At 58.3% G+C, this 12,328-nt stretch carries 12 protein-coding genes; 8 read left to right on the forward strand and 4 right to left on the reverse strand.

Translation table 11 applies throughout. The features are described from left to right. The first annotated feature begins 72 nt into the window (after nucleotides 1-72). The 5 genes from ACXYMP_RS02050 (at nucleotide 73) to ACXYMP_RS02070 (ending at nucleotide 6,795) form a co-directional block, all read left to right on the forward strand. Complete coding sequence (locus ACXYMP_RS02050) at nucleotides 73-1,401, forward strand: amidase (protein ID WP_458904018.1); 1,329 nt, start codon at nucleotides 73-75, stop codon at nucleotides 1,399-1,401. Nucleotides 1,402-1,529: 128 nt separating this feature from the next. Further along, nucleotides 1,530-2,714: an aminotransferase class I/II-fold pyridoxal phosphate-dependent enzyme gene (locus ACXYMP_RS02055; RefSeq protein WP_458904020.1), complete on the forward strand. Its 1,185-nt coding sequence runs from the start codon at nucleotides 1,530-1,532 to the stop codon at nucleotides 2,712-2,714. A 12-nt stretch (nucleotides 2,715-2,726) separates the two neighbouring features. Then, on the forward strand, nucleotides 2,727-5,639 hold the full coding sequence (locus ACXYMP_RS02060) for a DNA translocase FtsK (protein WP_458904022.1): 2,913 nt from the start codon (nucleotides 2,727-2,729) through the stop codon (nucleotides 5,637-5,639). A 102-nt stretch (nucleotides 5,640-5,741) separates the two neighbouring features. Beyond that, a complete protein-coding gene (locus ACXYMP_RS02065) occupies nucleotides 5,742-6,089 on the forward strand; it encodes a RidA family protein (RefSeq protein ID WP_298567010.1) in 348 nt (115 codons plus the stop codon). A 103-nt stretch (nucleotides 6,090-6,192) separates the two neighbouring features. After that, nucleotides 6,193-6,795 (forward strand): LolA family protein, encoded by a 603-nt coding sequence (locus ACXYMP_RS02070; RefSeq protein WP_298567012.1) that lies wholly within the window; start codon nucleotides 6,193-6,195, stop codon nucleotides 6,793-6,795. A 27-nt stretch (nucleotides 6,796-6,822) separates the two neighbouring features. Here ACXYMP_RS02070 and ACXYMP_RS02075 read toward each other — a convergent pair whose 3' ends face one another. After that, on the reverse strand, nucleotides 6,823-7,401 hold the full coding sequence (locus ACXYMP_RS02075; protein ID WP_298567014.1) for a transglycosylase SLT domain-containing protein: 579 nt from the start codon (nucleotides 7,399-7,401) through the stop codon (nucleotides 6,823-6,825). 222 nt (nucleotides 7,402-7,623) lie between these two features. Here ACXYMP_RS02075 and hspQ point away from each other — a divergent pair, with 222 nt between their 5' ends. Further along, nucleotides 7,624-7,950, forward strand: coding sequence for a heat shock protein HspQ (hspQ, locus tag ACXYMP_RS02080; protein ID WP_298567016.1), 327 nt, complete (start codon nucleotides 7,624-7,626; stop codon nucleotides 7,948-7,950). A gap of 7 nt (nucleotides 7,951-7,957) precedes the next feature. Here the strand turns inward: hspQ and ACXYMP_RS02085 are convergent, their stop codons facing one another. From ACXYMP_RS02085 to ACXYMP_RS02095, 3 genes are all read right to left on the reverse strand, one after another. Then, nucleotides 7,958-9,544: a gamma-glutamyltransferase family protein gene (locus ACXYMP_RS02085; RefSeq protein WP_458904026.1), complete on the reverse strand. Its 1,587-nt coding sequence runs from the start codon at nucleotides 9,542-9,544 to the stop codon at nucleotides 7,958-7,960. A 117-nt stretch (nucleotides 9,545-9,661) separates the two neighbouring features. Further along, nucleotides 9,662-10,090, reverse strand: coding sequence for an ATP-binding protein (locus tag ACXYMP_RS02090; protein ID WP_458904028.1), 429 nt, complete (start codon nucleotides 10,088-10,090; stop codon nucleotides 9,662-9,664). Between the two features lie 67 nt (nucleotides 10,091-10,157). Then, nucleotides 10,158-10,505 (reverse strand): STAS domain-containing protein, encoded by a 348-nt coding sequence (locus ACXYMP_RS02095; RefSeq protein ID WP_298567021.1) that lies wholly within the window; start codon nucleotides 10,503-10,505, stop codon nucleotides 10,158-10,160. A 100-nt stretch (nucleotides 10,506-10,605) separates the two neighbouring features. On the opposite strand from ACXYMP_RS02095, the gene ACXYMP_RS02100 reads away from it, so the two are divergent. Continuing rightward, nucleotides 10,606-11,784 carry a thiolase family protein gene (locus ACXYMP_RS02100; protein ID WP_298567023.1) on the forward strand — a complete coding sequence of 393 codons (1,179 nt, stop codon included), beginning with the start codon at nucleotides 10,606-10,608 and terminating at the stop codon, nucleotides 11,782-11,784. Nucleotides 11,785-11,843: 59 nt separating this feature from the next. Further along, on the forward strand, nucleotides 11,844-12,299 hold the full coding sequence (locus ACXYMP_RS02105) for a GAF domain-containing protein (protein WP_458904031.1): 456 nt from the start codon (nucleotides 11,844-11,846) through the stop codon (nucleotides 12,297-12,299). The last annotated feature ends 29 nt before the right edge of the window (nucleotides 12,300-12,328 follow it).

The raw sequence follows: 12,328 nt of genomic DNA on the forward strand, positions 1-12,328 counted from the left end.
AACCCGTTGTCGGGGATTGTCCATGCGCGCCAGCGCCGCTACCGTCACGATTATACAGAACAGGAGGGCCCGATGAACAACGCATGGCTGACCATGAGCATGGGCGACCTCGGCCGCGGGATTTGCTCTGGTGAAATCAACCCGATCGCCCTGACCCAGACCTTTCTTGAGGCGATCAAGGCGCACAAGTTTGCAGATCGCATCTATGCGCGGCTCACCGAAGATCGGGCGCTTTCAGAGGCCAGCGCAGCCGCTGCTCGCGCCGCATCCGGTAATCGGCTGGGGATGCTGGACGGTGTGCCGATCAGCTGGAAAGACCTGTTTGACACGGCAGGGGTCGCGACCGAGGCCGGATCGGCGTTGTTGAAGGACCGCCTGCCAACATGCGACGCGCAAGTGCTGCGCAATGCCACCGCGCAGGGTCTGGTCTGCCTCGGCAAAACCCACATGAGTGAGCTGGCCTTTTCAGGCCTTGGCCTGAACCCGGTGACGGCGACCAGCCCATGTGTGAATGATCACGACGCGGTGTCGGGCGGGTCCAGCTCGGGTGCGGCAACATCGGTAGCGTTTGGGCTCGCTGCAGGCGGAATAGGGTCTGATACGGGCGGATCTGTGCGCATCCCTTCGGCCTGGAATGACCTTGTGGGTCTGAAAACCACCTCCGGTCGCTTATCGCTTGACGGTGTCGTGCCGTTGGCCGCCAGTTTTGATACGGTCGGACCGCTGTGCCGAACGGTTGAAGATGCAGCGCTTATGCTTGCGGTTCTTGAAGGTGCTGCGCCCGCTGATCTGCGCGGTGCCAGTTTGAAAGGTGCACGGCTATTGGTGCTCGAAAATGGTTTGGAAGGTGCGCGGGGGGCTCCGAAGGCTGGTTTCGACAGTGCGCTGGATCGCCTGATGGACGGGGGCGCCGTGGTTCGGCGCGCCAAATTGCCGATTGTAGATGAGGCCCTCTCCATGTCGGGCGTGCTGTTCACCACCGAAGCCTATGCCACATGGCAAGACGAGATCGAGGCCCAACCCGACTTGATGTTCGCCGAAGTGCGCGACCGTTTCCGCGCAGGTGCGCAGTTTTCTGGCACGGCCTTCGTGCGCGCATGGCAGCGGCTCAAGGCGATCCGAGAAGAATACCACGCTCTGGTTGCCGGTTTCGATGCCGTGGTTCTGCCCACGTCGCCTATCATGCCGCCAAACATCGACCGTCTGATGAACGACCATGACTACTATGTCGAAGAAAACCTCTGGGCGCTGCGAAATACCCGGATTGGAAATCTGATGGGGTCATGCGGACTGACGGTGCCGACGGGCCTTCCTTCCACTGGCTTTATGATGCTGGGTGCGCCTATGGCTGAACAACGCCTGTTGCGCCTGGGCGCTGCTGCCGAAGCGGTGTTGGCGTAAAGACACATCTTGAACCTGCAAGCACCGAATTTATCGGCGTTTTTCTGGACCCGCCGCGGAATGCGGGCTATCGTTGGTTCAAACGGGGCGCAATGATCCCGATATTTGAGGCAGTATAAGACGTTCACATGACGTTTCCCGAGCGGTATTCCAGCTTGCCAGAATATGCATTTCCGCGGTTGCGGAGCCTCCTTGATGCCCATCAGCCGGGCGGTGAGGTGATGCATATGACCATCGGTGAGCCAAAGCACCCATTCCCGGAATGGGTCACGCAGGTTATTGCCGATCACACCGAAGAATTCGGACTGTATCCGCCAAATGATGGGTCGCCAGAGCTTCTTGCGGTGATCGCGGGTTGGCTTGAACGTCGCTATGGTGTCCGCCTTGATCCGACGCGACAGATCATGGCGTTGAACGGCACACGCGAAGGGTTGTTCAATACGCTGATCGCACTGTGCCCCGAAATGACCGCACGCGGGGAACGGCCCGTCGTTCTGATTCCCAACCCGTTTTATCAGGTCTATGCGGTGGCCGCAGTGACGGTTGGCGCTGAACCTGTCTTCTTGCCTGCTACGGCTGAAAACGGGTTCCTGCCCGACTATTCGCAACTTTCACCAGACGTTCTGAACCGCACCGAGGTCGCCTATATCTGCTCGCCAAGCAACCCACAGGGTGCCGTTGCAGATCGCGACTATTGGGCGAGCCTGATTGCGTTGGCCGAAAAGCACGATTTCAAGATATTCGCCGACGAATGCTATTCCGAGATCTACCGCGACACCCCGCCCCCCGGCGCACTTGAAGTCGCATCAGAGGGCGGCGCAGACCCTGAACGGGTCGTGGCGTTTCATTCGCTGTCAAAACGATCAAACCTTCCGGGCCTGCGGTCTGGATTTGTCGCTGGCGGGCCGGAGTCTATCCGCCGCGTGCGCCAATTGCGGGCCTATGCCGGTGCGCCGTTGCCGCTGCCCTTGCAGCGCGTCGCGGAACGCGCTTGGGCGGATGAGGTGCATGTGGCCGCATCCCGCAAGCTCTATCAGGAAAAATACGCGCTGGCGGACAAAGTGTTCGAAGGCGTCGAAGGCTACAACGCACCAAATGCGGGCTTCTTTCTTTGGCTGCCGGTCAAAGACGGTGAAAAGGCGGCAATGAAGCTTTGGACCGAAACAGGCGTGCGGGTGCTTCCCGGTGCGTATCTGTCGCGGGATGTGAACGGTAAAAACCCCGGAAAGGGGTATATTCGGGTCGCCCTGGTGGCCCCAAAACAAGAAATGCAGCACGGGTTGGAAAAGATCCGTGACTGCCTCTTTAAGTGAGGACGTGGTGGTATGGCGTATCAGGCGAAACAACGGGATCCCATCTTTGACAGCAACACGCAGGCTGTGATCGAGCGGCGAGGCAAAGAGCTTTTGGGGCTGGGCCTTATTGCGCTTGGCATCATCTTAGCCCTGATCCTTGGCAGCTATTCACCGGAAGATCCGGGCTGGATGTCGGCAACTGACACGCCGGCGCAAAATGCGTTGGGGCGTTTGGGGGCATTCATCGCCTCGCCGCTTGCGGTTATCGCTGGGCTTGGTGCGTGGTCGCTTTCGTTGATCCTTGGCGTCTGGGGCGTTCGTATGACCTTTCATATTGGCGAAGACCGCGCCATGGGGCGCCTGATCTTTGCGCCGATCGCCGTCGCGCTGTGTTCCATCTATGCCTCGACATTGGTGCCGGGCGCGGGTTGGACCCATTCGTTCGGGTTGGGCGGATTGTTTGGCGATACCGTTCTGGGCGCACTTCTGGCAGGCCTGCCCTTCAGCGCCGGTCTGGGGTTGAAGATCATGTCTGCGATCGCAGCTGTGGCGGCGCTTTTCGCGGTCCTGTTTGTCATCGGCGTTGACCGTTTCGAACTTCAGCGCCTTGGCCATTTCCTGCTTGTTGGCGTTGTGATGACCTATGCAGGTGTCGTTTCGCTTTTGGGCAAAGGTGCCAAGGGTGCGGCACTTGGTGCAACGGCCACGGCCCGCCGCATGCAGGCAAGAAACGCTGCCCGTAAGGACCATCGCATCACCAGCGCCGAGGATGATGAGGTCTTTGACAACGAATTCACCGCCCCACCGCCGTTGCGCGCGGCACGCGTGCGTCGTCCTGAACCGCCGCTGCATGGCGCTGTCGCCCCGTCCCATGACGAGATGTTCGATGACCCCGCGCCCGCGCCCGCACCTACGAAACCGGGTTTGTTAGAGACACTTTTCCGTCGCACGCCCGAACCAGAATTGGTTGAGATGCCTACATTTGACGGTGACATCCCCGAAGGTTTGGGGGGCGAAGATCGTATTCGTGCCAAGATTGCGTCAGCCTTGAAAAACCGCGCGCACCATACGCCCTTGGCCGACCCGTCCCGGCTGGAACCGCCGCTGGAACGAGCCGTTGCGCGCCACCGTCGCAGCCCCGACCCGATCATCCTGAACACGGCCCCGCAGCCAGAGCCGACCGCCGTCGCACCCAGCCCAGATCAAGTGGATGCGTCGGAAATGTCGCAGGACGATGACCTGATCGTCGAGGATTTGATGGATCCAAACGCTGCTGCAGCCGAACCGCGCGTCTACACGCCGGCCCATGCAGGCCTGACCCAGCCCGCCAAGAAGGTTGTGCAGCACACGACCCGCAAGCCCGTTCAACCTTCGACACGGGCCAAGGCCGAAGCCCAGCCATCGCTGAAGTTTGAAGAAAGCCATCCTGACTATGAATTGCCGCCGCTAAACCTGCTGGCCAATCCGGTGACAATCGAACGCCATCACCTGTCGGATGAGGCGCTAGAGGAAAACGCCCGGATGCTGGAAGCCGTGCTGGACGACTATGGCGTGAAAGGTGAGATCGTTTCAGTCCGCCCCGGCCCCGTTGTCACGATGTATGAACTGGAACCCGCGCCGGGCTTGAAGGCCAGCCGGGTCATTGGACTGGCCGATGATATTGCCCGGTCGATGTCTGCCTTGTCCGCGCGTGTATCCACCGTGCCCGGCCGATCGGTGATCGGTATCGAATTGCCGAACGAAAAGCGTGAAATGGTGTCGTTCCGCGAAATCCTGTCCACACGTGATTTTGGCGACGGCAATATGCGTCTGCCACTGGCGCTGGGCAAGGATATCGGGGGCGACCCGATCGTCGCCAACCTTGCCAAGATGCCTCACTTGCTGATTGCAGGGACGACCGGATCGGGCAAATCGGTGGCGATCAACACGATGATCCTGTCACTGTTGTATCGCCTGACGCCGGAAGAATGTCGGATGATCATGATCGACCCGAAGATGCTGGAACTTAGTGTCTATGATGGCATTCCGCACCTGTTGTCGCCGGTCGTGACCGACCCGAAAAAGGCCGTCGTGGCTCTGAAATGGGTCGTGGGCGAGATGGAAGACCGTTATCGCAAGATGTCCAAAATGGGCGTGCGCAACATCGAAGGCTATAACGGCCGCGTCGCCGACACGTTGGCCAAAGGCGAGATGTTCGAACGCACCGTGCAAACCGGGTTCGACGACGACACCGGCGAGCCGATTTTCGAAACCGAGGAATTTGCACCGCAGAAGCTGCCCTATATCGTGGTGGTCGTGGACGAAATGGCCGACCTGATGATGGTCGCTGGCAAGGAAATTGAGGCCTGCATCCAGCGTCTGGCGCAGATGGCGCGGGCCTCGGGTATTCACCTGATCATGGCCACGCAGCGCCCGTCGGTGGATGTGATCACTGGCACGATCAAGGCGAACTTCCCGACCCGGATCTCGTTCCAGGTGACATCGAAAATCGACAGCCGCACCATTCTGGGCGAACAAGGGGCCGAGCAGCTTCTGGGCATGGGGGACATGCTTTACATGGCCGGTGGGTCGCGGATCATCCGCGTGCATGGACCGTTCGTGTCCGATGAAGAAGTCGAAGAGATCGTGACCTATCTGAAGGGCTTCGGCGCACCCGAATATGTCGGGGGCGTGGTCGAAGGACCTGCCGACGACAAGGCGGACAATATCGACGCGGTTCTTGGCTTGAACACCGGTGGCAACACCACGGGCGAAGATGCGCAGTATGATCAGGCAGTGGCAATTGTGATCAAGGACCGCAAGTGCTCGACCTCTTACATCCAGCGCAAACTTGGGATCGGCTATAACAAGGCCGCTCGATTGGTTGAGCAAATGGAAGACGAAGGGCTCGTTTCTGCTTCGAACCATGTTGGCAAACGCGAAATCCTGATCCCAGAGCAGTAGGGACAGCCAAGATCACGCAGTGTGCCTGCACCCGGCAGGCCGCTGCGATTGCACAATCAAAGCCGCGTAAATAGGCAATAATAGACACTAATGAGGCCGAAAATGATCCAACGACGCCATACTACAGACCGCATGAGCCAAAGCGTCACGCACAAAGGAGTTGTCTACCTTGCCGGGCAAGTCGGCAATCCTGGTGACAGCGTGGCCGCACAGACGCGCGAATGCCTGGCTCGTTGTGAAACCCTGCTGAACGAGGCGGGGTCTTCGACCAAGCATATGCTGCAGGCTGTCATCTGGATGTCAGACATGGCAGATTTTGCCGAGATGAATGCGGTTTGGGATGCTTGGGTGCCCAAAGGCCACGCGCCCGCCCGCGCCACCGGATCGGCCGACCTTGCGACACCAGAGCTTAAGGTCGAAGTCATCATCACAGCAGCGGTTGCAGAGTAGCAGGCAAAGACGCTGGCGTGTTATCGCTTATCACGCACTGTTCAGGCTTAATTTCCCCAGCTTAAACGGGATAAGATGCGCCCGAGCAGTATAGGTAGGATAGATGACCCCCTTTCGTATAATGATCGCCGCAGCCGCGGTGACTATGACCGCGCTTCCGGCTTTTGCCGAGAAGCTGTCGCTGAATGCCATCTCGCAATATCTGAACAAGCTGGACACGGCCAAGGCGCAGTTCACTCAGATCAACGATGATGGAACGATCTCGACGGGAACGATTTTTTTGAAACGACCGGGTCGGGCGCGTTTCGAATACAATCCGCCAACAGATGCGCTGGTCGTCGCCGGTGGCTCTCAGGTCGCGATTTTTGATGGAAAATCCAACGCAGGCCCTCAGCAATACCCGCTGAAACGCACGCCTCTGAGCCTGATTCTGGCCAAAGACGTGAACCTTTCGCAGGCAAAGATGGTGGTGGGCCACACCTATGATGGAACCGCGACAACGGTCGTCGCACAAGACCCGGAAAACCCCGAGATCGGAACGATCGCGCTGAAATTTACCGACAGCCCGACCGAACTGCGTCAGTGGATCATCACCGACAACGCCGGGTCACAAACCACCGTCATCTTGGGTGAGCTAACCACGGGTGGCGCTTTGAAAAGCTCTCTTTTCTCGATCACGGCGGCGATCAAGGAACGCGCGCGCTAGAGGTCCTTGGCTGAGCCCACAAAGGGCTCAACGTCGGCACGCGGCCAGCTGACGCTGATAAAGAATGGCGCGCGCGTTGACCTCGTCCGCGATACGAACCAACCAGCTTTTTGACTTATAACTGCCACGCAGATAGCCCGTCCGACCCTCGTGATATGCCAGATACTGGTTGCGCGCGTCAGTCAGGGGGATCCCGGTCTTGGCGCGTGTCTCGTTCATATACCAACCCATGAAATCGGTCGCATCCTTGATGTCGGTGCGTCGTGCGCCCCGGCCACCTTCGTCGCGCTGGTATTCTTTCCAGGTGCCATCAAGAACCTGTGCATACCCATAGGCCGAGCTTTGGCGACCCATCGGCAACACGCCCAGAACGTATTTCACCGGGGTGCGGGCATCCCTGATGAACTTTGATTCCTGATAGACCATCGCCATTTGCACAGCGACGGGCACATTCCATTTTCGTTCGGTGCGCTTCATTGCCCGGTAGATATTGGGCCGTTGCGCGATAATGCTGCACGCATTGTCCAGATTCCGTGGCGCCTTGGAGTCCCCTCCACAGGATGCCACGAACAACAGAACCAATGCCGTGCGAAGAAGTCTGCTCATCTGCCTCTCGCAATCATTTGTTTTTTTTCGATCATAACGGAAATTGTTGGGGCTGTGAATCGAAAGAAGTCGGTTTTTTCGTTGCCGGCGAGGGCCTGCCAAAATGCGGGATTTCCGCTCATTTCGACTATGTTTACACAATTTGTTTCCCAGAAATCCGGCCGCGTTGCATGGACAACGCGCTGGATAAAACGCTATTCAGGGACTTAGGGGTTGTTAAGAATGCTGAAAACGCGTGCGAAATATCGTCTTGGGCAGGTTGTCCGCCATCGGAAGCACCCCTTCCGGGGCGTGGTTTTTGATGTCGATGCGATGTTTTCCAACACCGATGAATGGTATGACGCCATTCCCGAAGAAAGCCGTCCGCAGAAGGATCAGCCTTTCTACCATCTGCTCGCTGAGAATGACCAAAGCTATTATGTCGCTTATGTGTCCGAACAGAACCTGATTGCCGACTATTCGGGTGAACCGGTTGGGCATCCCGATCTGCCTGAGTTTTTCGGTGATTTTGAGGATGGTCAGTATCCTTTGCAGGTGCAAATGAACTGATCTTGGGTCAAAACCCGATCGCACATCCATCCTTGCGCGCATCTGATGCGCCCTCAAGAACTCCTCGATCATGATCAATGCGAATGGCTTGTGCGCCGCCGATTGGTTGTTCGGGGATCGCCGTCTTGTGCCCTATGTGCTCAAGCTGTGAACGCACAGCCGTTGCGTAGCCGCGTTCGAGGTTTAACATGCCTTTATCAAAGAACGAGCGGGGCGCGTCGATCGCGCTTTGGGCGTTTAGCCCAAAATCGACCATGTTGGACAGAAGGCGCACATGGCCATTCGGCTGGTAAGCACCACCCATGACACCAAAAGGCATCACCACCTTGCCGCCGTCACAAAGCATCCCCGGGATGATGGTGTGCATAGGCCGCTTGCCACCGGCCGCTTCGTTCGGGTGACCCGCGGCGAGGCTGAAACCGGCGCCCCTGTTTTGGAACAGGATGCCGAACCGATCCGAGGCAAGGCCCGAACCGAAGGCATGGAATATCGAATAGATCAGCGATACCGACATCCGGTCGCTGTCCACAACCGTCAGATAGACTGTGTCTTTGTGGACGGCTTCGCTTACCACGGCAGGCGACGGCAGCGCGCGGGTCGGGTTAATCAGGCCTGCCAACTGCGCTGCTGTCGTTTTGGACATCATATGGTCCAGCCGGCTTGCGGCGTCAGGGTCGGCAATGAAGCGTTCGCGCGTGTCGTAGGCGAGTTTAGCGGCTTCCGCTTCGATATGGGCGCGCTCTGCGCCAAAAGGATCAAATGAGCTCATGTCGAAATGCGACAGGATATTGGCCATCAAAATCGCTGTTGCGCCTTGCCCATTCGGCGGGTGTTCTACCAGTTCGATCCCGTTGTAGCTTCCCGATATCGGTGTCGTATAGAAAGCATGGGGTCCCACGAAATCATCAAGTTGGTGGGTGCCGCCCAGTGCCTGCAGGGAGGTGACAAGATCATCAGCCACTTCGCCTTCATAGAAGCCTGCGCGACCATGCGCGGCTATTTGCTTGAGCACACTGGCCTGACTGGGCGCACGAAAAACATCGCCGGGACGTGGCGGGTTGCCGTGGTGCAGATAGAAGTCTTTGGCACAGCCGGTCAGAACGCCCTCTTGGTGTGCAATGGCCCAGTCCCAGGCGGTGCGCGGGGCCACGGGCACTCCTTCCTCGGCATAGTGAATTGCAGGCGCCAACACTTGGGATAGCGGTAGCCGACCCCAATCTTGCGACAGCAGACAGAAGGCATCAACCGCGCCGGGGACTGTTACGGCATCGACCGACCGCAAGGGGATTGTCTGATGCCCGGCGGCGCGAAGTCGCGCAGCACTCAGGCCTTTGGGCGCACGGCCGGATCCGTTCAACGCGATGATCCCATCCTGACCCGGCGCATCAACAAGCGCGAAGCAATCGCCACCAATCCCTGTCATTTGCGGTTCGCATAACCCAAGCAAAACAGCGGCAGCGATTGCGGCATCGACGGCGTTGCCACCAGCTTTCAGGATATCGATCGCCGTTTGCGTAGCCAGAGGGTGCGACGTGGCGCACATGGTATTTGTCGCAAATACAGCCGACCGGCCAGGAAGATGAAAGTCGCGCATGACATCCCGTTGGTTAGAGTTAGGTAAAACCTACGGGGTCGGGTTGCGATTGCCAATACAGCGGCAATTTTCAAAGCTCACTGTTTGATCGAGCGTGGTGTTGGCTGTGCGCCTGCCTCAGAAGCTCTGCGTGTCTTTCAAGGCAATTGAGAACGAGAGCCAGTTGCGATTGCCACTGCGTTGATACGACAGGTTGCGGGTCAGTTGCTTGATCAGGAACCACCCGAAACCACCTTCCGGCAAGTCGCTGGTCGGCGTGTTCAGATTATGAGCAGCGCCCGCAGGGACTTTTGCCTCAGGCAGGGGCAGACCATCATCCAACACCAGAAAAAACAGATCGTCGTCCTGTCGCGAAACGGTAAGCTCGATCACCCCAGTGTGTGTGTCGTCATAGGCATGTTCGACGATGTTGTTCAGCACCTCAGCCAGGACAATTTCGACCACCCCTTTTTCGTCTTGGGAAAGGTCGAGATGGCGCAGGCCCACCATTGACGCTTTCAGGGCGCGCCTGACGGCCAGCGCATTTCCCGGAAAAACCAAGTTCATTTCGGCTTTCTGTGCCGGCAGAGCCTTGTCGTGCAGGTCATTCGCGCACCCCGTGAAGCACAATTTCTTAGCCAGCATTGGCTATGCCGCCACCGATCGCGGCGTCAATGCTGGGATGAATAGCAAACACCGTATCCATACGGGTCAGTCGGAAGACTTTCTTGACCGTGCTCGAAAGGTTGGCCAGTTCCAACGATTTGCTGTCGGCAACCTGCTTCATCGCCGCGACAATGGCGCCCAATCCGCTGGAATCGATAAAGTCCACGCAGGTCATGTCGACAAGAATTCGGTTTGGGCCGGTTTCAGTCAGTTCGCGCATGCGATCCTTGAAGCTGATGGCAATTGCGGCATCGATCCTGTTGTCGCCAACGACGATTACGCGCGTGTCGGCTATGTCTTGAAAGGTCAGTTGCACCGGGTCTCTCCTTCAGGGCTAAGTTGAGAAACAGACTAGACGGCGATCCTTACCATTCGGTAAGCGTGTCACAGATTTTGAAACCGGGATGGAGAAGAAGATGAAAAACGTAGTTATTGCGGGGGCTGCACGCACGCCCATGGCAGGTTTTCAGGGCGCTTTCTCCGGTGTCAGTGCGTCAGAGCTTGGTGGCACGGCTATCAAAGCCGCGCTGGTCGATGCTGGTGCCAAGGCTGGCGACATCGAAGAACTTCTGATGGGCTGCGTTTTGCCGGCCGGGCAAGGCCAGGCCCCCGCACGTCAGGCGGGATTCGCTGCAGGCTTGGGGAAAGAGGTGCCGGCCACGACGCTGAATAAGATGTGCGGGTCAGGCATGAAAGCTGCCATGATCGCCTATGATCAAGTCGCCCTGGGCAGCACCGAAATGATGGTTGCCGGCGGCATGGAAAGCATGACCGAAGCGCCCTATTTGCTGCCAAAGATGCGCAGCGGTGCCCGGATCGGGCATGGTGCAGTGGTTGACCACATGTTCCTTGATGGGCTTGAGGATGCCTATGACAAAGGGCGCCTGATGGGCACCTTCGCCGAGGATTGCGCCGAAAGCTTCCAGTTCACCCGCGAGGCGCAGGATGAATATGCACTGAAATCACTTTCAAACGCGCTTGAGGCGCAAAATTCCGGTGCGTTTGAGGGTGAGATTGCGCCCGTAACCATCCAGACCCGCAAGGGTGATGTCGTGGTGTCCGAGGATGAACAGCCCGGCAATGCACGGCCTGAAAAGATCCCGACGCTGAAACCGGCCTTCCGCAAGGATGGCACCGTGACGCCGGCCAACAGCTCGTCGATTTCAGATGGCGCTGCGGCTCTGGTTGTCGCGTCTGAGGAGGCTGCCAAGGCGCAAGGCCTGAAAATTCGCGCGCGCATTCTGGGTCACGCCAGCCACGCGCAGGAACCCAACCTGTTCCCCACCGCGCCGGTTCCTGCCGCCAAAAAGCTTTTGGCGAAGCTTGGCTGGTCGACGGACGACGTAGATCTGTGGGAGGTGAACGAGGCCTTCGCCGTCGTGCCGATGGCCTTCATGCACGAAATGGGTCTGACCCGTGACAAAGTGAACGTAAACGGTGGCGCCTGTGCGCTGGGCCACCCAATCGGCGCCTCGGGCGCGCGGATCATCGTGACGCTTTTGAACGCGCTGGAAAAACGTGGGCTGAAACGCGGCGTTGCGGCGATCTGCATTGGCGGCGGAGAAGGCACAGCCATCGCGATTGAACGCGTATAAGCTCGACCGTATACAAAAGGGGCGCGGATCATCCGCGCTCCTAGGTTTTCGGAGCCCCCATGCCGCGCGTCGAGTACAAAGAACTTGCACAGACCATCGCATCTCTGACCGAAGGGGAGCGTGACGAGGTTGCCTTGATGGCGACTGTGACATGCGAAGTGCATCACGCAGATGATCGGTTCGACTGGACGGGGTTTTACCGCGTAACAGAGCCTGATTTGTTGAAAATCGGTCCCTATCAGGGTGGGCACGGATGCCTGCAAATCCCGTTCTCACGCGGGGTCTGCGGCGTGGCGGCGCGCACGGGGCAGGCGCAATTGGTGCCGGATGTGAACGCGTTTCCCGGCCATATCGCCTGTGCGTCCTCGACCCGGTCCGAGTTGGTATTGCCGGTTTGGAATGGGGCGGGCGACCTGATTGCGGTCTTTGATATCGACAGCAATCAACCCAATGCGTTTACGCAAGACGATGCAAATCAATTGGCCGCTATCCTGAGCGACACCTTCACGCGCTAAGTGGCATTGAGAATTTCCACTTGCCTCGA

This window comes from Aliiroseovarius sp. CAU 1755, from assembly GCF_054482655.1.

Coding starts and splice junctions, on each gene's coding strand:
- ACXYMP_RS02055 (WP_458904020.1), top strand. CDS start 1,530: ATGACGTTTCCCGAGCGGTATTCCAGCTTGCCAGAATATGCATTTCCG.
- ACXYMP_RS02085 (WP_458904026.1), bottom strand. CDS start 9,544: ATGCGCGACTTTCATCTTCCTGGCCGGTCGGCTGTATTTGCGACAAAT.
- ACXYMP_RS02065 (WP_298567010.1), top strand. CDS start 5,742: ATGATCCAACGACGCCATACTACAGACCGCATGAGCCAAAGCGTCACG.
- hspQ (WP_298567016.1), top strand. CDS start 7,624: ATGCTGAAAACGCGTGCGAAATATCGTCTTGGGCAGGTTGTCCGCCAT.
- ACXYMP_RS02090 (WP_458904028.1), bottom strand. CDS start 10,090: ATGAACTTGGTTTTTCCGGGAAATGCGCTGGCCGTCAGGCGCGCCCTG.
- ACXYMP_RS02070 (WP_298567012.1), top strand. CDS start 6,193: ATGACCCCCTTTCGTATAATGATCGCCGCAGCCGCGGTGACTATGACC.
- ACXYMP_RS02060 (WP_458904022.1), top strand. CDS start 2,727: ATGGCGTATCAGGCGAAACAACGGGATCCCATCTTTGACAGCAACACG.
- ACXYMP_RS02075 (WP_298567014.1), bottom strand. CDS start 7,401: ATGAGCAGACTTCTTCGCACGGCATTGGTTCTGTTGTTCGTGGCATCC.
- ACXYMP_RS02100 (WP_298567023.1), top strand. CDS start 10,606: ATGAAAAACGTAGTTATTGCGGGGGCTGCACGCACGCCCATGGCAGGT.
- ACXYMP_RS02050 (WP_458904018.1), top strand. CDS start 73: ATGAACAACGCATGGCTGACCATGAGCATGGGCGACCTCGGCCGCGGG.
- ACXYMP_RS02105 (WP_458904031.1), top strand. CDS start 11,844: ATGCCGCGCGTCGAGTACAAAGAACTTGCACAGACCATCGCATCTCTG.